The organism is Candidatus Peregrinibacteria bacterium, assembly GCA_016699755.1.
Classification (GTDB): Bacteria; Patescibacteriota; Gracilibacteria; order CAIRYL01.
Window position 1 is genome coordinate 822924 of the sequence record CP065009.1, and the last position, 22477, is coordinate 845400.

A 22477-nucleotide genomic window follows, 5' to 3' on the forward strand; every position below is an offset into this window, starting at 1 on the left:
TTTGGTTGGGTGTCAAAAAAGTGGCTTTAACTTCTTTATGGGGAATTTTTGTACAAAGTCACTTCCACACCTGTTGTCTCATTTGTTTTCACCTCTAAGTTCAAATCTTTTACTTGTGATGGATAATCAAGTCCCAGCGCTGCCGCACCAATTTGTTTTTCTCGAATACTTCTTTTTTTCTTATCAGTCCTCAAAAAAGTTTCGACATCACTTTTTCCCTTTTGCGGCAAATATTGCACTTGCACTGTTGTGTTTCCATCTCCTTTTTGAGCATTGTCCAATGCTGTTTTTACTTCCGCATCATTTTTACTCTTTATCACAAAACACTCTTTTGCTACTTTTTTCGCATCAATACACTCTAAACTATCTTGAATATCGTCCAATGTTTTTCCGCTAAAAATACCAGCAATCCATGTCCAAAAGCTTTCCCAATTTTCTTCACCAGGAGAGACATTCTCATTTTTCTTATAATTTTCTGCTAGGGTGTCTAACCCTTGAGAACCTGCTTGCAACATTTTTTTAGCATTTTCAGAAACTTCTAAAATTTTTTCATCAGTATTAAAAGAAATTCCCATCGCCAAAAGACTACTTTTTATAAACGCCTTCGGATTATTTATTGTTTTTCCAAGACGATTCACAGTTGTATCACTCCCCTCTGTGTTAAACTCAAAAAATCGAGCAAGTAATTTTGGTACATTTTCTCCATGTTGTTTTTTATCGTACCCAAATTGATTCTGCAAAAAATTTTCTGCTATTTGAATTTCTCGAGGTTTCGGTTCTTTCAAAACACTTTTTAAAAATTGTTCCGAAAAAGCACTGGGGTTCTCTTCAAACTCTGGATAAATTCCTTGAAATAATTTCCCAGTATTACTGCTTAAAAATTTTCGTACATCACTTTGAATTCCTTCTGGAAGTCCAGCAAGAAAAGCATTAACGGGATTCTCTTGTGTTTCTGAAGGTACTGGTGAAGTAGCGAGAGATGCAGCAGGAGTGACAGAAGGTTGTGGAGGAGGAGATGCTCCTGCTAAAACAGGAAGTGTTTTTTCTACTTCTCCTCTCAAATTTTTTCTTGCCTTTCTAAATTCATTATAAATATCTTCTACTCTTTTCACGAGATTATGAAGTTCCGAAAGGATTCGATCTGCCTCATGCGGGTCAGAAGCACGTGCAGCAATCTGCATGTCAACTTCCAAATATTTTTGAAAAGCTTGTATTCTCGATAGAATATCTGTATTTGCACCACATCCAATAAGTGCTAAATTTGCATTTTTTTCATCCGGTTTCTGGGTATCGGTATTCCAAATAGCACTCCAAATAAGATCTGATTTTCGATCTCCCCAACGCATTTGTTTTGCACTCTCGCGAACTTCTATTTCTGTTGGTTCTTTCTTTTCTGAAGCGACAGAACATTTTTCAGCCCCCATAAAAAGAAGATGTTTTTCTCGGTGAAAAAAGGAATAGGTTCGATACAAATGCATGATACAAAAAAGAGAAATTACGTTTTTTCCACTTTTCGTGAGAGTTCTTCGAGAGTGGTTTGTCCCAAAAGAATTTTATAGAGTCCTTCTTCCCACATAGTGAGCATGCCATTTTCGCGCGCCACACTCTTGATACTTTCAGAAGAATAGTCTGAAAACATGAGTGCTCGAATATTTTCTGTGACCTCCAAAATTTCCACTACTGCCGTTTCTCCGCGAAATCCAGTTCCACAACAGCGATCACACCCTTTTCCTTCCGCTAACTCATTTGGCATTTTTATTTGAACATTAATTTTGTTCAAACGTTCTATTACCGGAGCAGTCGCCTTTTTTTCGGCTTCTGTAATAGCGCGAGGTATTTTACACTTAATGCATATCGTGCGCACAAGACGCTGTGCCGCTATCGTACGAAGCGCAGGTGCAAGAATAAATGCCGGAATTCCCATGTTAATAAGCCGCGGAATGGCATCTGCCGCAGAATTTGTATGAAGCGTTGAAAAAACCATGTGTCCCGTGAGAGAAGCCTGCACCGCCGCACTTGCCGTTTCCTGATCGCGAATTTCTCCCACAAGAATAACATCCGGATCTTGACGAAGAAGCGAACGAAGTCCCGAAGCGAAATCGAATCCAACACTATGATCAATACCACTCTGAAGCACTCCTGGCAGGCGAAACTCTACAGGATCCTCCAATGTGGCGATTTTCTTCTCCGGCGTATTTACCTTTGAAATGGAAGAATAGAGCGTTGTTGTTTTTCCCGAACCAGTAGGACCAGTCACGAGAAACATGCCATTGGTCGCCATAATGGCGGTATCAATTTTTTTGGCAATATGTGGAGAAAATCCAAGCTTTTCAAAGGGTACAATCCCTTTCTTTCCATCGAGAAAACGAAGAACAACACTCTCTCCAAAACTCGTGGGAAAAACAGAAACACGAACGTCAATACTTCTGTCTTTTGCGAGAAACGTATATTTCCCATCTTGCGGAATATTGGTGATATTGTACTTGAGATGAGCATCATGCTTAATTTGCTGAACAAGATCGTTGGCAAGAGAATGTGGCATTTCACAAATTTCTCGGAGCATGCCATCAACTCGTGCACGGATAACCGTTCGCTGTTCTTCTGGTTGAAAATGAATGTCAGAAACACCAAGACGAAGTACCGCTTCATGAAGAAGATTGAGGGCAATATCCGTTTTGGCACCCTTCATTTCTTCTGGAAGACTCTGCGTTTTTAAAAGCTCTCCTTCCAAATTGATTTCCGCATTCTCATCAACCACCGCCCGAATTTCTTCTTCTTCGTAGTACGACATTTTTTCGTACGATTGTTGAATATGTGTAAGCGAATCGAGAGAACAGAGAAATTCTTCCACTTCAAATTTTTTCCGAAGGACTTCCACCGCTTTTTTTGTTGTGGGATTTTCGGGGTCAGAAAAAGCCACTCGAAGCTTATTTCCAATACGATAAAATGGAACAATCCCAGCCGCATGTGAAACATCTTTGGGAATAAGGAGAAGAACATCGGGATTCAGTGGCGCCTCTATGAGATTGATATATTTGAGCCCCAATTTTTCGGAACGCACCTGAACCTCTCGTTCTTTGAGTTCTTGATTGATAGACGAAATTTGCTGCTCAACTGCCTGCTTTCGCATTTCAGGGTTCGCACTAATCGTCATGTTGTTGATGTCCATTTTTGTGAAATTTATTTCTGCATATTTTACCATTCTTTTTATATTTTGAAAATGGCTATTTTTGCAATACATAAAGAAAAATCATTTTTAGCAGTCAATATTCGTCAAAGAATTTTTATTAGCTTTCTCATTCCCGTTCATCGCAACGACAAGTGTTTTTGTGTTGCTTTGAGATGTTGTCAAATACTTGCCCCTATTTTGCGAAGAAAGCTATGCTTTTGGAGGTATTTTTTTGAAAAATATGTTTTCTGGTCTTCCTGCGACTGAAAATCTCCACCTCTTCCGAAATTCCATCGAATTTTTAGAAAAACTTGAATCATTTGACATTGTCCAATTTGGTCACTTTGAGTACAAGGGAAAAGCAATGGATGGCTCACGGCTTCATGGAGAGATATTTGTCGATTTTCGTCGACTTACTACCGGACAAGAGCTGGAAATTTCAGAATACTACCGTGCGGCAATTATGGAGTGGTTTTCGGAGAAGGAAAATCTTCTCATTGCTGGAGTTGCTATGGGCTCTCTCGCACTCCCAAAACTCATTCAACTCTCTCTCTATGCAGATATGGGAGCTGAATACATCTACACAGAAAAACGAGATGGTGCCTTGGGTATTTATGATCAACAAGCAGAAAAATGCCGTGGAAAGCATATTCTCTTTATTGAAGATGCGTGCAACAACGGCGCCTCCTCACGAGAACTCATTCGGGAAATAACAGAAAAAAAAGAAGTCCTCGGTATCACTGGATTCTCCATTTTGTATGGTGTTCATCGCGGACACACCTTTTTCCACGAGCCAAAAGGGGAATTTTATGCCATGAGCTCACTCTACGCACCGGCATATCATGCTTCAGAATGTCCTGCCTGTGAAAAAGGGATTCCCCTCAAGCAGTATAAGAAATAATTTTATTCCTCAGATTTCTTTCGACTCCTCAAGACCTCTAATACATCTTCAATCGATTTTTCTTTTGCCGAAAGAAGCACGAGAAAATGAAATAAGAGATCCGCGGATTCATTTAAAAAATCCTCATCTGTTCCCATTTCAGCTTCGAGAATAGTTTCTACTGCCTCTTCTCCCACTTTTTGCGCTATTTTTCGAATTCCTTTTTTAAAAAGTTCTGAAACATACGAGTCAGATTTTTGGGATGCCTTTCGTTCAGCAATAATCCGCTCAAGACCGAAAAGAATTTCCGCAGAAGTTTCTCCGGTTTCTCCTTCAAAAAAGCAAGATTCTTCTCCAGTATGACAAGTTGATCCTTTTGGAATAGCGAGATACAAAATCGCATCTGCATCGCAATCGTACCGAACAGCACGAATACACAACGTATTCCCACTGGTCTCCCCTTTTTTCCAAAGCATGTTTCGTGAACGCGAAAAGAAATATGCCTCGCGAGTCGTTATTGTTTTTTCGAGCGCTTCTTCATTTGCAAATGCAAGCATAAGGAGTTTTCCACTTACCGCGTGTTGTACTGCTACCGGCACCAATCCATTTTCATATTTCGAAAAATGAATGTTTGTCGCAAAATTCATAAACAAAGAGAGGAACGGTGAGTAGTATTCCTCAAAAAAGAAGGTTTTTCTAGTAATCCTTTCAACAAGCAATCATTGACATAAAAGTGGAGCCTATTGTAAAGAGCGAAATCTGACAAAACTCTATGCCGCTGTCGGTGGAAAATCTCTCGAGGAAATTGATGCTTACAAAAAAAGATTAGCAGAATATGGGATTCATGTTTCTTAAAGATTCTCTGGACTCTGCGAAAAGTCTTTTCTACAGTATAAATATCTTTCCTTAGAATATGTCGTATCAAATTATTCTCCACGGAGGAGCAAATGATCTCACAGAAGAAAAAGGAATTCGCCAAGAGGCATGCGAGCGCATCGCCGATGAGGCAGAAAAAATGCTCAAAGAAAATGCCTCCACTCTTGATGTATGTGAAAAGACAGTGTGCCTCTTAGAAAACAATCCACTCTTTAATGCTGGAACCGGTTCGTATCTTCAGATTGATGGAAAACCACGAATGGATGCCTGTCTTATGACGAGTAAACTTCAGCTCGGAGCGGTTATTCAAATTACAGATGTGCAAAATCCTATTTCTGTAGCACGAAAACTTTTAGAACTCGATTTTCATTCCACTCTTTCTGGAGAAGGAGCAAGCCGGTTTGCGGCGGAATACGGATTTTTGCCAAAATCAGTAATTACCGAAAACCAAAATGCGAATTTCTTGAGCGCACAAAAAAAACTTAAGGGAGATATATCGTACAAAAATCTTATTCAATCTTTTCACCTTTCTGGCGCAGATAAACTCGGAACAGTGGGCTGTGTGGTGCGTGACACAAACGGACTCATTGTGGCGGGAACTTCCACAGGAGGACTTAAAGTGTGTTTCCCCGGAAGAGTAGGAGATTCTCCTCTTGTGGGCGCGGGAAACTATGCGAACTCCTTTTGTGGGGTTTCGTGCACCGGAATTGGAGAAAAAATTATGCGCCTCTCATTGGCACGACTCGTCTCTTTTTTCATAGAAAACAAAGAAACTGTTCAGAATGCCTGTCAAAAGGCAATCACTCAACTTGGAGAAATCCAAGGAGATGGTGGAGTTATTGCGATTTCCCACTTTGGAGAAATAGGTTTCTCGTTTAACACCAAAACCATGTCCTCCGCCCATCGAGAAGGATAGGAGAGTGAAGATACAAAAACCCGCCTTCTCAATGCATGAGAAAGGCGGCAACGTTCTTTATGAGGAAGAGACTTTTCTATGCCTTTTTCTCTTCTGAATTTTGAGAAGCTTTTGCTTTCCATCCGCTAATAAGGTTGGCAATGCGAGACTTTTTTCGAGCCGCATTATTTTTATGAATAAGATTTTTCTTAGCACAAGTATCAATAGATTTTTGTGCCTCTTTGAAAAAAGACTCTGCTTTTTCTCCATCTCCACTCTCGATCCATTTTCCAATATTTTTATAAAGCGTTCGCATACGAGACATATTTGCATGATTTCGAACACGATGAACATCGTTCTGTCGCATGCGCTTTTTGGCGGAAGCAATAATGGGCATAGATAGAGAAGAGAAATGCCGGAAGATACTGACAAATAAGCATAGAAAAAGTCAAGACTTTGCGATCAACCTCCCTCTTCATGCGTACGATCGATATCGTAAAATCGCATTTGCGAGAGATCGAACCGAAGTTCGCAGTGTCCTACAGGACCATTTCGGTGTTTGCGAATATAAATATCGGTAATTCCGGGGCGATCAGAATCTTCATCGTAGTAATCATCACGATACATCATGAGTACTACGTCTGCATCCTGCTCAATAGCACCCGATTCACGAAGATCCGAAAGTGCTGGAATTTTACTCGGACGTTGCTCCACCGCACGCGAAAGCTGACTGAGTGCTATAACAGGAATATGGAGTTCGCGAGCAAGTGCCTTAAAACTCCGTGAAATTTCGGAAATTTCTTGCACCCTATTTCCCGCAAATGCAGAGTTTCCCGAGGAGAGAAGCTGAAGATAGTCAATAATAAGAAGATCAAGCCCACTCTCCATTTGTAGTCGCCGCGCCTTGGCACGCACTTCAGACATGGAGCTTCCCACAGAGTCATCGATAAAAATGGGAGCATTGCTGAGCTCATCCATCACGAGTCCCATACGTCCAAAATCTTCATCAGAAAGTTTTCCGCGCTGAAGCTTCCACGAATCTACGGCTAAACGACTCGCAAACATACGATCGACAAGCTGTTCCTTGCTCATTTCGAGCGAGAAAATACCGACAGTCTTCTTTTTTGTCAGAGCAATGTTCATGGCAATAGAGAGTGCGAATGCGGTTTTTCCCATAGAAGGACGTGCAGCAAGCACAATAAAATCGGAAGGATGAAGCCCCGAAAGATATTTGTCGAGTCCTTTATATCCCGTAGGAACTCCTCCTGAAACATCTTCTTCCGACATGTGCCGTTCCGCAAAAACTTCAAATCGAGAAGTGAGTACCTCCTTAATGGAAACAAACTTATCTTTCAGAAAAGTTTGTGAAATAGAGAACACTTCTTTTTCCGCGGATTCGAGAAGTTCTTCTACTTTTTTTGATTCATCTCGAGCAAAACTCATAATATGATCTCCTGCACGGATCATTTTTCGAAGAGTTGATTTCTTTTTTACCGTTTGCGCATATTCAAAAATGTGGCTTGCACTAGGAACAGCGGCGGCAAGCTCTGCAAGACGCGCACCTCCCTCCGAAGCATTATAGTATTTCTTATCGCTCAGTGCCGTGGTCACCGTGATGAAATCAACAGGACGATGAGCATGAAAGAGCTCGGAAATAACCTCATAGATTTTTGCATTTCCATCGATAAAAAAATCTTCTGGATTAAGAAGATCGGAAATTTTGATCATGGAAATCGGCTCAATGAGAATGGAACCAAGCACACTTTCTTCTGCGCCAATATCGTGAGGAAGTAGTTTCTTTTCGGACATATTCAAAGAGCCAAAGGAATTTTATACTACCCTCCTTTTTCTTTTTCAAACAAGGAAATATGACCGTAAGACCTATGATGTTTCAAATTCAAAGAGCACTGGACAATGATCGGAAAAAGCTCCAGAAAGCACCTGAATATCTTTTACAGTAAGACTTTTGGAGCAGAGAAAAAGGTCGAGTGCTATTTTGGGATGCACCGCAGGGAAAGTTACATCACCACGCTTATTTACCACATGCAAATGAGTATGGCGAAGAAGTGGATCAAGTTCATGAAGTCCACCAAAAATATTGAAATCCCCGCAAATAACCACCTTTTCTCGTTGTCGTATTAAACTCCGAAGTTCTTGAATCTGGTGAGCACGAGCGCGATGACTCAGAGAAAAATGAACAAGAAAAATACTAATATCAGGACGAACAACAATTTCATAGAGAAGCCGTTTAATGCCATGACCAAAATAATGCTTATGGATAGGAAGTGGCTTTTTCAGGAGAACAGCATTGCTTTTGCTCCGCAAAAAATCGATTTTAGAAATTAGACTCTTTTCCGCATATTTTGAACTAATATCAACCACAAACTTTCCGTCACGATTGAGCTCTTTTACTTGATTAATGCGATTAAAAAACGCATTTCCTTGCTCCACCTCAAGAAGTCCACATATATCAGGATTTGTATCGGTAATAATAGTGGTGATGTCAGAGATCACTTTTTCCTGAATCTTTCGAGTGCAGTAGACGTATCGAAGACCACGAAAAATATAGTCTCCTGTCGAACCATTAAGCCCCAAGGAGTAGCCGATATTGTAAATAAGAATTTTCATGTTTCTCCAATCGTTCATTGTAACACTTTTTTCACGGAATAGAAAACAGGAAACTGCTTTTCAGAAGCACTCCAAAAAGATACTATTCGGATCACAAATAATATGTTTACCGGAATTATCGAAACAACGGCAACAGTACTCAAAAAAACGGATTCCGGTATTACTGTTTCACGACCCCATCTTTTTGGTGATCTTCACACAGGACAATCAATAGCTATAAATGGCGCTTGCCTTACCGTTGTGCGTTTTTCCGAAAAAGAAATGGAATTTGATGTCGTACCCGAAACATTTTCGCGAACAAACCTTGGCAGTGCCAAATTGGTAAACCTAGAGCGGGCTATGCCAGCAAACGGTCGTTTTGAAGGACATATTGTTCAGGGGCATATCGATGGCACAGCACATCTTCTCGATGATATTTCAGAAGACCTTGGAAAGCGACTTCGATTTCAACTTCTAAAAGACCTTTTTCCTTTTTTCGCAAAAAAAGGGTCTGTGTGTATCAATGGAGTTTCATTAACTCTTGCTTCGGTTGAAAGAGATTTTTTTGAGGTGGTTCTTATTCCGCATACCATTCAAGAAACAAATCTCGGAAAGTTACATTATGGAGACCTTGTGAACATTGAAGCGGATATTTTTGCAAAACTTCTCTTTCAATGGCACTCGGAGCACTCTTAAAATTTTGGCTTTTCAAAAAAACGGACTATAACGCCTTCGCGGAGGATTTTTCCGAAAGTCGTGAATATCCGTGGCAAGAAGCAGAACTTTTTCGAGATATCCTCCGAAAGCAACACTATCGAACCGGAGGACAAAAAAAACTTCTCGTGCTTGATGCCGGATGTGGTAATGGACGACATGTTCCAGAGCTCGAAAAAGCAGGAGCGGAAGTGGTGGGAATTGATCAGTCGGAAAAACTTATTGAGTTCGCAAAAAAGAAATACTCGGGAAGAACATTTCTCACGGGAGATATGCAAGATCTTCCTTTTGTTGATAGGAGCTTTGATGCTGTTTTTGCCTTCGCTTCCTTGCCACACCTCTCAACGAAAAAGGCAAGAGAGAAGGCGCTCACGGAAATATTTCGCATATTAAAACCCGGAGGATTTTTTGGTGGAACTACATGGAATTTAGAACAAGATCGATTTCAAAATGCCCGAGCATCTGCAAGATGGCGAAGATATATTTTTCCTTGGTGGTCAAAAAAAGACATCGTCATTCCTTGGGGCAACAAAAAAATTCCCCGACTCTACCACGCATTTTCTGCGGATGATATTCAAGAACTGCTGATTCAAACAGGGTTTGAGGAAACGGAATGTTCAAAAGGGGAAAAAACTGATCACAATCTCATCTTTTGGGGGTATCGACCGAAACGTGTTTCTGTACTCGGTGTTCCGTTTGATGTGACAGATTTTAAATCGGCACTCCAAAAACTTCACGAATACGCAAAGGGAAATCGGCAATTTTTCGTCACAACACCAAATCCCGAAATGTGTATTGCTGCAGAGAAGGATTCGGATTTTCTACGAGTCCTTCAGTCGGCACATTTCTCCATTCCCGATGGTATTGGCATTTTGTGGGCATCAAATTTTAGACAGCGTTATTTTCAAAAATTGAACAAAAAAAATGTTCATATTATAAGGACGATATTTTCCCTTTTCCATTTTCTCTTTTTCCGTCAATCGCATATTCTTCCAGAGCGAATTGCGGGAAGTGACCTCTTCGTGGAATTTTGCAAAAGCACTAGAGAACCTATTTTTCTTTTGGGAGGAGCTTCTGGATCCGCTCGAGAGTGTTCTCGCGTATTTGCCGGAAGCGTTTCGGGATACGACGCTGGCTCTGCTTCCCCAAAAGATGAAGAACGAATTCGAAGAGCGATAAATGCCTCTGGCGCAACTGTTCTTTTTGTGGCGTTTGGCGCACCAACACAGGAAAAATGGATTACACGGAATTTAAAATTCCTACCAAATATCCGTTTTGCCATGGGTGTAGGAGGAAGTTTTGACTTTGTTGCCGGAAACCAGACTCGAGCACCAAAAATTTTCCAAAAAACTGGAATGGAATGGTTCTGGCGATTACTCAAAGAACCAAAAAAACGGGGGAAAAGAATATGGAATGCAGTGGTTATCTTCCCGAACCGCATCAGAAAGCCAAAAAAAATGGGTTTACAATTGTGGGAAAAGCCTTAGAATAAGCCTCGCTTTTTCCCCAAAGAAGAAATGTTTTCTTCTCTTCGGACACCATCGGGGTTCGTATCTCTTCATCGCGGGGGAAATTTGTTTTTCATACGCGATCATGAGACCCCCCGAGAAAATCGCTATTAGGTGGCAGTATCCAGAATTTGTAGCAGAGCAAAACTCTTCTTCTGCTTTTTTATTTAAAAAATTTTCCCATCGCCTCGTAAAAGCGGTAAATGACGAAGGGCTTCTTCCTCGTGAACAAACAAGTAGGATTGCGGGGAATTACCTCAGTGAATGGCAGACGATTCCGCCAAACGACTACCCGCCAGCGGCGAATAACGATATTTTTTTGAATTCCCAAGAGAATTCCGAACAACAAAACAAAATAACCGACGTTACGCATACAAGTATTGAAGACATTTTGGGGAGGAAATTTCTCTCTCCCGTATTTGAGAATGCCTTCGATATATTTTCTGAAACAGAACATGAGGAGGATCAAGCAAACTTGGAAAGATTCGCTCAATCCCTCGAGAAAGAGTGTATGAAGCGCACAGATCGTATTGTTGCTGTTTTTACGCTCTACTCCCCTTTTCTCAACACCATTTCTGACCCCGAAACAAAAAAGGATGCTTGGAACATGCTTCAAAAAATTATCTTTTCTGGAGAAGAATTTGACGAATTTTTCGCATTTCTCAGTGCCCCTCAAAATGATGACGAAATACCGGAAGAAATATCTGCGACCGAAACAGAAAACTCGCTCCCCGTTCAACCTTCGGAGAAAAAGAGAGAGTCAGCAGGAGATTTTACAGAAGAAAAAGAAGGAACAAGTAGTATTCTTCCATTTCAAAAAAAACAAAAAATCAAACTTAAAAACCCTATGAGCAGCACAGAAATCCTACGTGCCATTCAAGAAAATGGCGTTTATGGTTTTTTGGCATTTACCTCATTGGTAAAACAACAGGAACACCTTGGGGAAGTGTTTAATGAGACAATGACAAAAAGTGAGATACAGGAAGAAATGGGTCTTATGCCCAATGAATATTTGGGAGACAAGCCAGGAGATGTGCAGATGGCTCTTGAGGATAAAAATACTATGTATATTTGCCGAAATAGCTGTGGACAAGCAAATGCCTATACAAATGAAGCAGAAATTCTCAGGAGGACCCTTGATTATATAGGAATTACCAACGGTGCTGATCGAGAACATGCTCGAAATATAATGATGAAGATAGCCCAAAAATCACCAGAAGAGATTGTTCACATCCTTTTCCATGTCAATCCAAAAACAGAAACTGCGAATAGCGAATCATGCGCTGTGGCGGCATAAGAAAATTGCTCCCAAAAGGAACTTTCTCTACAATGCGAACCGATTTTTAAAAAACGGATGCAGAGAAAAAGAATTTTGGTAACGGGCGGTGCAGGCTTTATTGGATCAAATTTTTGCAACACTCACCGCAAAAACCACGATATTATTGCGCTCGATAATCTTCTGCTTGGCGACAGGGAGAATCTTCATTCAGAAGTCTCTTTTCTTGAAGGAGATGCGACAAAGAAAGAGGATCTCCAAAAAATCGGTTCCGCAGATATTATTCTTCATCTTGCGGGAAGCTCTTCTGCTCCTATGTTTCAGGACAACCTAGCAGAAGCCTATATCAATTCTGTTGCCAGTTTTGTAAAAGTCCTTGAATGGGCACAAGAAGTCGGAGTAAAAAAAGTGCTCTACGCTTCCACTTCTTCCCTTTATGGAAATAACCCTGTTCCCCTTACAGAGAATCAGCATGTTGTTCCACCAAATCACTATGCGGTGACAAAATTTCTCTACGAACAGTGTTCTGCCTGCTTTTGTCGCACCAATCCAGAAATAGATGTTATTGGCTTTCGGTTTATGAGCGTTTACGGACCAAATGAAGAAGCAAAAGGAAAATATGCAAACATTGTTTCCCAATTCGCATGGGATATTGCGCGTGGAAAAACTCCCATTATTTATGGAGATGGTACCCAATTTCGAGACTTTACTCACGTGAGTGATGTGGTTCAAGGAATTACTCTTGCCATGGAAACAAAAGAAAAACTCGGAGCAGAAATCTTTAATATTGGCACAGGATCTGCCTGTACACTTAATGAAATTGTGGATTCTCTTGCCAAGGCATTTGAAAAAGATGTTCTTCCAAAATATATTGAAAATCCGGTTAAAGAACTCTACGTCCACGGACAATGTGCAGATATTACGAAAATAAGAACTATACTTGGCTACGAACCAAAAATGACTCTTGTGGAAGGGATACGAGATCAGGTAAAAAACCTTCGCTTAGAGAAAATTCGAGAAACAAGTTCGGACTATTTGTAGACACACCAAAATAACCATGACTTTTTGGGCGATTTCTTAGTTTTCAATCGCGCTCTTTTGAATGTTTTTCCAATCGTACGGAAATCGAAAGTTCTCATTCGCGCGCACTAGCGCCGCAAATGCCGACCATGGATTCCCATCAGAGAAAAGAAACCCTGTTCCCGATTCTTGATTGGGATTGTAGTCTTCTACAATGTGACGCATTCCTTCTGGAGCAATGGGAAGACACGCATACCCAAGGGAAGCCTGAACGAGCTGTTCGTTATCGAGTCCACCGCTAAAAAAGAAGGAAGTATCAGAGGCGGCAAAAATTTTCCTGAGTCCCTCATTAGTATCATGCACCACAGCAATACGACCAGGATACTGTTTGCTAAAATTAAGAATAAGATTTTGGAATTGCTCCGTTCCCACTCCACGAACCGCCAAACACACGTTGAGAGAAAGCATTCCGGGGAGAATGTCTTCCAGAAGTTTCGCTCCATTTTTTTGAGAAAGCTCCATTACAATTCCGACCAAGAGCTGCCGTTGCTGACAGCTCAACTCGTGCTCACGACAAAACTCCATTTTGTTTTGCGATTTTTTTTCAATGGTGTTTTTTGAGAACTTTGCGTAGATCTTGTTATCGTACGCGGCACTCGGGAGGGTATATTTCATGTGTGTGTATTTGATGTATCTAAGCATTATACCGAACAAAATAGCGGTCTGCCAATCAATGCTGTTGACATATAAATGGAAATGCATTCATAAGTATACTTTTCGGAGAGAACAGACCGTTCGCATTGTTTCAAAGAAGTACTCACTTTCACTTTTCCATGCGAAAATATTTCAACAAACCCAAAAAAATGTCCAAATGACAAAACGAGCGGAATCAGGTACTCTTTCCACACAAAATGGCGTTTTATAAGAAAAATGAAGGCTTTCTCTGTGAATATTGCGGAGCAAAAAATTCTCCTGCGGAAAAGACATGTCGAAACCACTGCCGAATATGCCTTGCAAGCAAGCATGTCGATATTGATCCAGGGGACAGAAAAAATCTCTGTGGTGGAAAAATGATTCCTGTTGGCATTCTTTCGGGAAATAAAAAGGCGGATTTTGTTTTTCTCTATAAATGTGAGTATTGTGGTGTAGAGCGGAAAAACCGAAGCGCTCCAGATGATTGTTTTGAAGCAATACTCAAGATTTCACAAAAGACATTTTTTTCGTAAATCTCTTTATGTCTCCACATTTCTGGGGAACATATGAGCGCTCAAAAACATTCAAAAAATATATTCTCTCCTTTTGATTTTTGAGCGCTAGTTTTTCGAAAAGACTTGACAAAATGGGATATGTTTCCTCTAAAATTCAGAAAGCTTACACTCTGCAATAGGAATTCTTCGTGCGTTGCTGTTATGTTGCTGAGTTGCCCCCCTTCTTTTTTTCTGAGCAATGCCAAAAGCCGAACCGAAAAAGACAGATTTTCCTTTTTCGCTTGTGCCCACAAAAATAAAACAAGGGAGGTATTTTTTTACCGAACAGGAAGACTCTCTTCCTCTCCCTCCACTTATTGAGATTCAAGAAAACTCGTACAACTGGTTTTTGCGAGAGGGGATTTCTGAGATTTTTGAAGAGATCTCACCAATCACCGATTTTTCGGGAAAAAAGATGGAACTCCATTTTTTGTCACACCGATTTGAAGCAACAAAATTCACTCCAGAAGAAGCTCGACGAAAAATGACATCGTACGAATCAAATCTTGTTGTTCGTGTTCGACTCATCAATAAGGAAACTGGGGAAATTAAGGAACAAGAAGTATTTCTTGGGGCAATCCCAATGATGACCAATAAAGGAACATTTATTGTGAATGGTATTGAGAGAGTTGTTGTTAATCAGCTAGTCCGAAGTCCAGGAGTATTTTTTGCTCGAAGCTCTGCCGCTCCTGCATATTTTAATTGTAAAATTATTCCCAAACGTGGAGCTTGGCTCGAAATCGAAACCGATAAAAAGGGTGTTATCACGGCAAAGGTTGACCGAAAGCGAAAGATTCCAATCACACAACTTCTTCGTATTTTCGGATACGAAACTGATAAAAAAATTCTCGATATTGTAAAAGACATAAAATTGTCGGAAGAAGAAAATTTTCTTCTCAAAACATTAGAAAAAGATGGAATAACAGATATTCGAGAAGCATACCAAAGCGTCTACAGGAAGATTCGTCCTGGTGATATGGCAACTCCAGAGAATGCAAAATCACTCATTGAGTCAATGTTTTTTGAATTCAAAAGATATGACCTCGGTCCCATTGCCAGACACAAACTGAATAAACGGTTCGACATGAAAACGCCAAATGATCAGAAAGGGCGTATTTTTCGAGTAGAAGATTTTATCGCTATTCTTCGTCACCTTATTCAACTCAACAAAGAAGGAGGAGTAACAGATGATATTGACCATCTTTCCAATCGCCGTATTCGCTCTGTAGGAGAACTCGTTCAAAACAAATTTCGTGTAGGACTTTTACGAACAGATCGCATTGCAAAAGACCGTATGACAGTTATGGAGCTCGAAACAATCACTCCAACACAGCTTATTAACTCACGACCTGTCACTGCCTCCATGCGAGAGTTTTTTGCTAGCTCACAGCTCTCTCAGTTTATGGATCAAACAAATCCACTTGCAGAGCTTGCCCACAAACGGCGACTTTCTGCCATGGGTCCAGGCGGACTCTCCCGCGAACGCGCGAGTTTTGATGTTCGCGACGTTCACCAAAGTCACTACGGAAGAATTTGTCCTATTTCCACTCCAGAAGGACCAAATATTGGACTTGTTGTTCATCTCGCAAGCTACGCGAAAGTAAACGAACTTGGTTTTATTGAAACTCCTTTTCGCGAAGTCGCACATTCTGCTCCCAATACGGAAAAGGATCTTCTTGAACGATTCCTTGGGGAAGATATTGAAGGCGTTGGAAAAGAGGATGATGTCATTGATGCGAAAATGGCAAAGAAACTTTCGAGTGACAAAACCCGAAAAGAGATTCTTGTTCGACCATATATCAAGGAAGTCATCACCTATTATGACGCCGAAGAAGAAAGAAAGCTCGTCGTAGCACAAGCAAATTCACTCCTCGATAAAAAAGGACAATTTTTGGAAAAGCGAATCGCGGCTCGTGCCGATGGAGAACCAGTTCTCACACAGGTTCGAGAAGTGACCCATATCGATGTTTCTCCAAAACAGATTATTTCAGAAACAACTTCACTTATCCCCTTTTTGGAGCATGACGATAATACTCGTGCCGCCATGGGGTCGAACATGCAACGTCAAGCAGTTCCTATTGTTTCCCCAGAAAGTCCAGTCGTAGGAACCGGAATGGAATTCCTTATTGCAGAAAGCTCTGGACAGTGTATTACCGCTCCAGAAGATGGAGAAATTGTAGAAGCAGATGCCAGCATGGTTGTTTTTATGGGAAAATCTGGAAAAAAGAAGATTATCCCTATTACAACCTTTGGTCGAACAAATCAGTCCACTTGTTTTAATACGCGAGTTCAAGTATTTCCTGGACAAAAAATGGAAAAGGGAGATGTTATTGCTGATGGAGCTTCCGTTGACAAAGGAGAGGTCTCCATTGGACGAAATCTACTTGTTGCCTACATGTCGTGGAACGGATTTAACTTTGAAGATGCGATTATTCTCTCTGAACGAGTTGCCCGTGAAGGATTTTATGACTCCATTCATATCGATGATTTTTCCATTGATGTCCGAGAAACAAAGCTTGGACCAGAGATGATCACAAGAGATATCCCAAACGTTGCCGAAACAAAACTTGCTCAACTCGATACCGATGGAATTATTCGTATCGGAGCCCCTGTTCAAGAAGGCGATATTCTCGTCGGGAAGATTACTCCCAAAGGAGAAACAGAACTTACACCAGAAGAGCGTCTCTTACAGGCGATTTTTGGAGAAAAGGCAAAAGACGTTAAGGATTCATCGCTCAGACTTCCCGGAGGAGGACACGGAAAAGTGGTTGATGTTCAGATTTTTTCACGAGAAAACGGAGATGATCTCCCTATTGGTTGTCTCAAACAAGTACGAGTATTTGTTGCCAAGACTCGAAAAATTCAGGTGGGAGATAAAATGGCGGGACGACACGGAAATAAGGGGGTGGTTTCTACTATTGTTCCAGTAGAAGATATGCCATTCCTTCCCGATGGAACACCAGTTGATATTATCTTGAATCCCCTTGGTGTTGCCTCTCGTATGAATATTGGACAGATTCTCGAAACCCATCTTGGATGGGCAGGGCGAGAGAAAAATATTCGATTCGCATCCCCTGTGCTCAACGGTATTTCTCCGCAACAAATCGAAACATTCCTCAGAGAAGCTGGTCTCCCTGACGACGGAAAAATCCAGCTCTACGACGGAATGACAGGAGAAGCCTTTGCTCACAGAACTACTGTTGGAATAACGTATATGTTAAAGCTCAACCATCTTGTAGAAGATAAAATTCATGCTCGTTCTGTTGGTCCTTACTCTATTGTGACGCAACAGCCACTTGGAGGAAAAGCACAACACGGAGGACAGCGTTTCGGAGAAATGGAAGTGTGGGCGCTTGAAGCATACGGTGCCGCACACACCCTTCAGGAAATGCTCACCATTAAATCGGATGATGTCGTAGGAAGAAGTAAAGCATACGAATCGATTGTCAAAGGTGAACCAATTCGAAAACCAAGTACACCAGAGTCCTTTAATGTGCTCGTACACGAACTTCGCGCACTCGGAATGAACGTTAATCTTCGGTCAGAAGCAGAAGAAGTTATTGATTTTGATCATCTCATTGAATCAGAAGAAAACATGGAGAATTCGAGTATTGCCGAAGAAGATCTCATTAGTGAAATTCAAGATATTGGTGAGAACAAAGAGAACGAGGAAGAAATCCAAGCTGAACTTTCTGGGAATGATCATTCTGGAGAGTCAGCAGAGGAAGAGATGCAAGATTCTCTTGAAGAACTCGCCGAAGGACACGCTTAAGAAGTACATTTTTTTCTTTCTTTTTGTTTTTCATGCGGAATATAAACAAGGTCATCCTAATTGGGAATGTGGCTCGTGCACCCGATATCCGAACAACAGCCGGAGGGCAAAAAATGGCAACATTTGTTCTTGCCACCAATAGAACATGGTACGATCCACAGGGACATAAACAAAGTCAGGCAGAGTTTCACAACATGCTCTCATGGGGGAAAATATCAGAAATCTGTGAACGATTTCTCCAGAAGAGCACACTCATTTATATTGAAGGGTATCTCAAAACACGAAGCTGGGAAGGAGAAAATGGTGTTCGACTCTACAGAACGGAAATTGTTGTCCAAGATATTCTCGTCCTCGACCGAGGCATTCGACACGATGCCAATAACGAACAGGAAGCTGCAGATTATGATTCATACGAGGACATGGCAGAATTTGGAGATGGCGAAAGATCGCCACTTCACATTGAGGAGGGTATTCGAAAACACCTCGAAAAAGGAAGTACATCACGAGCAGATGTTACCTTTTCGGGGGGAGACTCTTCACTGCATAACGCATCCCCTAGCTATTCGCTAGAGGAGCCTCTCTTTGAAGAGGAGTCTCGATAGTCCATTTTTTTTCATTTTCCTTCCCGCATGATATCAGGCACTCAACAGCAGAAAAAAACGGAATTCGAATCAGTTTCGCTCACTATTGCTTCTCCAGAGCAAATTCTGGGGTGGTCGCATGGAGAAGTAGTAAAACCAGAAACCATTAATTATCGAACACAAAAGCCAGAACTCGATGGACTTTTTTGTGAGCGCATTTTCGGTCCTACAAAAAACTGGGAGTGCTACTGTGGAAAATATAAGCGCATTCGTTACAAGGGGATTGTTTGTGAAAAGTGTGGCGTTGAAGTGACGCGCTCTATTGTTCGACGAGAACGCGTCGGGCATATCAGCCTTTCTGTCCCAGTACTTCATGTTTGGTATTTACGAAGTACCCCAAGCCGAATTGGGCTTCTTCTTGACCTCCCTATTCGTTTACTCGAACAGATTGTCTATTTCGCCTCTTACATCGTCATTAGTGTAGACGAACAAGCAAAAAAAGATGCTATCGAAAACCTTGATGCTGAATTTAAAAGCTACAAGAAGAAAATTGCTGACGAAGAGCAGAAAATTGGAAATGAAATTCGCGCAAAAATGCGAAATGACAAAGCAACGCAAAAGGATCTCGATGCTCATGAAGCAGAATATGCCACACGTATTGAAGAACTCACCTCTTCTCACCAAAAGGCGAGAAAAGAGCTGGAGGCACTCCAGAGAAGTGCTGTGCTTTCAGAGCTGGAGTACCGAGAAATGAATATGAAATTTGGACATGTATTTCATGCGGGAACAGGAGCAGAGTCCATTCGAAAACTCTTGGAAGATATTCATCTCGATGACTTTCTCAAGCAACTCGAAATCGAAAAAAACGAGGCGAGTGGACAGCGTCAAAAAAAGCTTCTCAAGCGCATTCGTTTTGTCTCCTCACTAAAACGCGCAAACATTCGTCCAGAATGGATGGTAATGACCGTTCTTCCAATTATTCCTCCAGATCTTCGTCCTATGGTTCAACTTGATGGTGGACGCTTTGCCGCATCAGATCTCAACGATCTTTATCGAAGAATTATCAATAGGAACAATCGACTCAAAAGACTTGTCGGAATTGGTGCGCCAGAAGTAATTTGCCGAAACGAAAAGCGTATGCTTCAAGAGGCTGTAGACACCCTTATTAATAATTCGCCAAGAAGTGGGCGAGCTGTCTTCACTGCAGGAGATCGTCGAAAACTCCGAAGTCTTTCTGACATGCTCAAAGGAAAGCAGGGACGATTTCGTCAAAATCTTCTTGGAAAGCGCGTTGACTACTCTGGTCGTTCGGTTATTGTTGTTGGTCCGCAACTCAAACTTCACCAATGTGGTATTCCAAAAGAAATGGCAATGACTCTTTTTAAGCCATTTGTTATCGGAGAACTCATTCGCAGGGAATACGCTCATAATGTAAAATCAGCAGAACGCTTTATTGCTACCGGAAAGAAAGTGGTGTGGGATATTTTAGAAGAAGTCACCAAAGGACGACATGTTCTCCTTAACCGCGCGCCGACTCTGCACCGCCTTGGAATTCAGGCATTTGAACCAGTTCTTATCGAAGGAAAAGCGATCCGAATTCATCCTCTTGTTTGTGCGGCTTTTAATGCCGACTTCGACGGAGACCAAATGGCAGTTCATGTTCCTCTTTCAGAAGAAGCGCAACGAGAGGCAAAAGAGATTATTGTTTCTGCCCGAAATCTTCTCAAACCCTCTGCCGGAAAACCAATCATTACTCCGTCTCAAGATATGGTGCTGGGATGTTATTACCTCACCCAAGTGCATGACGGAAAAGATGGCGAAGGAATGACTTTTTCCGATGAAGCGGAAGCTATCCGCGCAGAAGAATATGGTGTCGTAAATCTACAGGCAAAAGTAAAAGTACGACGAAATGAAGAGATTATCGAAACGAGTGTTGGTCGAATTCTCTTTAATCAGATTCTTCCTGATGAAATTGGATTTCAGAACAAAACATTTCGAAAAAAGGATCTCGAAAGTATTATCGGAGAAATCTTTGAAACAACTGATGTAGAAACCACCGCAAAAGTTGCAGATGAAATTAAACGAATGGGATTCACCTACGCCACAAAATCGGGTCTCTCCATTGGACACGCCGACATGCTCATTCCCGATAAAAAACAAGGAATTCTTCAGGATGCGTTTGAAAAAGTACAGGCAATCGGAGTAAAGTTTCGAAAAGGATTCATGACCGATAATGAGCGCTACAACAATGCTATTCGCATTTGGTCACAGGCAAAAAGTGATATCACCAATGCCATGATTCAGCGATTTCAAGAGTATCCCGAGAACAACGTGTACTACATGATCGACTCCGCCGCTCGTGGAAACTGGGGACAAATTACTCAGCTTTGCGGAATAAAAGGACTTGTGGCAAATCCAGGAGGAAAGACTATCGAACTTCCTATTACCTCAAACCTTAAAGAAGGATTTTCTATTCTTGAATATTTCATCGCTACACACGGAGGACGAAAAGGAAAATCGGATACAGCGCTCAAAACGGCAGAAGCAGGATACCTCACAAGACGTCTCGTTGATGCCGTACAAGACATCGTCATTCGAGAGGAAGATTGTGGACAAGCACATGCCCACATGGTGACCCGAAAAGAATCGGAGGATATTGGAGAGGCATTCGAAAACCGAATTTTTGGAAGGACACTTGCGGCAGATATGATCGATGAAAAAACAGGAGAAATTCTTGCCGAAACAGGAGTGCAAGTAAACCAAGAAGTTCTTGAGAAAATCAAAGAGGGAGGAATTGATTTCGTTTCTGTTCGCTCGGTAATGACCTGTCAAACACAGAACGGTATTTGCCGAATGTGTTACGGATATGACCTCGGAAACAACCGACTCGTAGAGCTTGGAACACCGGTCGGAATTATTGCCGCTCAATCGATTGGAGAACCAGGAACACAGCTTACCATGAGAACATTCCACATGGGAGGAGTTGCCGGAGAGGGAGATATTACCCAAGGTCTTACTCGAGTAGAGGAGCTTTTTGAAGCGCGTGCACCAAAAACCCCATCTGTACTCTCAGAAATTGGCGGCATCGTTCATATTGAGTATAAGGGAGAAAATGTTTGTGTCACCATTTCCTCAGAAGGACTTGGGGAAGATAAGTATCGATTGGAATCTGGCTCAAACCCATGTGTTAAGCCGGAAGAAACAATAAAACAGGGACAGATGATTGCAAAAGGCTCACAAGCCGTTCGAGCAAATCAATCTGGAAAAGTGGTTTCCATTTCTTCACAAGAAATTATTATTCGGCATCTTGAACCATCCGAAAGAAAATATGATTTTAATGCACGTGAAAGCCTTCTCGTAGAGAATGGTCAATCAATTGAACTCGGACAGCCACTCACAAATGGACATCATAATCTCCGAAGACTTATGGAGTTAACTGATGTTTATGATGTACAGCGATATCTCATGATGGAAGTACAAGGTATTTACGCAAGCCAAGGACAAACGATTAACGATAAACATATCGAAATTATTGTAAAGCAAATGTTCTCACGGGTACGAGTGATTGACCCCGGAGACATCCCCGACCTCCTTGCCGGCGAACAAATTGATTATCAGAAAATTATAAATCTCAATCGAAAACTTAGAGAAATGGGAAAGAAAGAATCAACATTTGAACGACTTCTCTTGGGGCTTACTCGTATCTCTCTTGCGACAGAATCGTGGCTTTCAGCCGCCAGTTTTCAGGAAACAATTCGTGTACTCGTTGAAGCTTCGACAACCGGAAAGGTGGATAATCTCGACGGACTCAAAGAAAATGTCATTATCGGAAAGCTTATCCCAGCAGGGCATATTTTCCGAAAACGATACTATGAGCAAAAAAACCGAGATACCCTTGACGCTCAGGAAACAAATACTTGATTTTTTCCTCG

17 protein-coding genes are annotated in these 22477 nt (G+C 41.5%); 10 read left to right on the forward strand and 7 right to left on the reverse strand.

Annotation, left to right across the window (positions count from 1 at the left end; translation table 11 throughout):
- Positions 1–35: 35 nt before the first annotated feature.
- Entirely contained in the window at positions 36–1478 is a 1443-nt protein-coding gene (locus tag IPN35_03635) for a hypothetical protein (GenBank protein ID QQS58668.1), read from the reverse strand.
- Between the two features lie 17 nt (positions 1479–1495).
- Positions 1496–3202 (reverse strand): type II/IV secretion system protein, encoded by a 1707-nt coding sequence (locus IPN35_03640; GenBank protein QQS58669.1) that lies wholly within the window; start codon positions 3200–3202, stop codon positions 1496–1498.
- Between the two features lie 208 nt (positions 3203–3410).
- Here IPN35_03640 and IPN35_03645 point away from each other — a divergent pair, with 208 nt between their 5' ends.
- Complete coding sequence (locus IPN35_03645; GenBank protein ID QQS58670.1) at positions 3411–4070, forward strand: hypothetical protein; 660 nt, start codon at positions 3411–3413, stop codon at positions 4068–4070.
- 2 nt (positions 4071–4072) lie between these two features.
- Here the strand turns inward: IPN35_03645 and IPN35_03650 are convergent, their stop codons facing one another.
- Positions 4073–4696, reverse strand: coding sequence for a bifunctional phosphoribosyl-AMP cyclohydrolase/phosphoribosyl-ATP diphosphatase HisIE (locus tag IPN35_03650; GenBank protein ID QQS58671.1), 624 nt, complete (start codon positions 4694–4696; stop codon positions 4073–4075).
- 266 nt (positions 4697–4962) lie between these two features.
- On the opposite strand from IPN35_03650, the gene IPN35_03655 reads away from it, so the two are divergent.
- Positions 4963–5841: an isoaspartyl peptidase/L-asparaginase gene (locus IPN35_03655; GenBank protein QQS58672.1), complete on the forward strand. Its 879-nt coding sequence runs from the start codon at positions 4963–4965 to the stop codon at positions 5839–5841.
- Positions 5842–5917: 76 nt separating this feature from the next.
- Here the strand turns inward: IPN35_03655 and IPN35_03660 are convergent, their stop codons facing one another.
- The 3 genes from IPN35_03660 to IPN35_03670 form a co-directional block, all read right to left on the reverse strand.
- Positions 5918–6217 carry a 30S ribosomal protein S20 gene (locus IPN35_03660; GenBank protein ID QQS58673.1) on the reverse strand — a complete coding sequence of 100 codons (300 nt, stop codon included), beginning with the start codon at positions 6215–6217 and terminating at the stop codon, positions 5918–5920.
- Between the two features lie 65 nt (positions 6218–6282).
- Positions 6283–7629, reverse strand: a complete 1347-nt coding sequence (gene dnaB / locus IPN35_03665) for a replicative DNA helicase (GenBank protein ID QQS58674.1) — start codon at positions 7627–7629, stop codon at positions 6283–6285.
- A gap of 72 nt (positions 7630–7701) precedes the next feature.
- Positions 7702–8448: an endonuclease/exonuclease/phosphatase family protein gene (locus IPN35_03670; GenBank protein QQS58675.1), complete on the reverse strand. Its 747-nt coding sequence runs from the start codon at positions 8446–8448 to the stop codon at positions 7702–7704.
- Positions 8449–8550: 102 nt separating this feature from the next.
- On the opposite strand from IPN35_03670, the gene IPN35_03675 reads away from it, so the two are divergent.
- From IPN35_03675 to IPN35_03690, 4 genes are all read left to right on the forward strand, one after another.
- On the forward strand, positions 8551–9123 hold the full coding sequence (locus IPN35_03675; protein ID QQS58676.1) for a riboflavin synthase: 573 nt from the start codon (positions 8551–8553) through the stop codon (positions 9121–9123).
- Positions 9102–10628 (forward strand): WecB/TagA/CpsF family glycosyltransferase, encoded by a 1527-nt coding sequence (locus IPN35_03680; GenBank protein ID QQS58677.1) that lies wholly within the window; start codon positions 9102–9104, stop codon positions 10626–10628. The genes IPN35_03675 and IPN35_03680 overlap by 22 nt, the downstream gene beginning before the upstream one ends.
- 106 nt (positions 10629–10734) lie before the next feature.
- The gene (locus IPN35_03685) at positions 10735–11946 is read left to right on the forward strand and encodes a hypothetical protein (GenBank protein QQS58678.1); all 1212 of its coding nucleotides are present in this window, start codon (positions 10735–10737) and stop codon (positions 11944–11946) included.
- Positions 11947–12003: 57 nt separating this feature from the next.
- The gene (locus IPN35_03690; GenBank protein QQS58679.1) at positions 12004–12966 is read left to right on the forward strand and encodes an NAD-dependent epimerase/dehydratase family protein; all 963 of its coding nucleotides are present in this window, start codon (positions 12004–12006) and stop codon (positions 12964–12966) included.
- Between the two features lie 36 nt (positions 12967–13002).
- Here the strand turns inward: IPN35_03690 and IPN35_03695 are convergent, their stop codons facing one another.
- Positions 13003–13620: a hypothetical protein gene (locus tag IPN35_03695; GenBank protein ID QQS58680.1), complete on the reverse strand. Its 618-nt coding sequence runs from the start codon at positions 13618–13620 to the stop codon at positions 13003–13005.
- Positions 13621–13856: 236 nt separating this feature from the next.
- Between IPN35_03695 and IPN35_03700 the strand changes: the two genes are divergently transcribed.
- The 4 genes from IPN35_03700 to rpoC all read left to right on the forward strand — a co-directional run bounded on the left by IPN35_03700 (position 13857) and on the right by rpoC (position 22466).
- Positions 13857–14171 carry an RNHCP domain-containing protein gene (locus IPN35_03700; protein QQS58681.1) on the forward strand — a complete coding sequence of 105 codons (315 nt, stop codon included), beginning with the start codon at positions 13857–13859 and terminating at the stop codon, positions 14169–14171.
- A 220-nt stretch (positions 14172–14391) separates the two neighbouring features.
- The gene (locus tag IPN35_03705; GenBank protein QQS58682.1) at positions 14392–17964 is read left to right on the forward strand and encodes a DNA-directed RNA polymerase subunit beta; all 3573 of its coding nucleotides are present in this window, start codon (positions 14392–14394) and stop codon (positions 17962–17964) included.
- Between the two features lie 32 nt (positions 17965–17996).
- Entirely contained in the window at positions 17997–18566 is a 570-nt protein-coding gene (gene ssb, locus IPN35_03710) for a single-stranded DNA-binding protein (GenBank protein ID QQS58683.1), read from the forward strand.
- 27 nt (positions 18567–18593) lie between these two features.
- Entirely contained in the window at positions 18594–22466 is a 3873-nt protein-coding gene (gene rpoC, locus IPN35_03715; protein ID QQS58684.1) for a DNA-directed RNA polymerase subunit beta', read from the forward strand.
- Positions 22467–22477 lie beyond the last annotated feature (11 nt).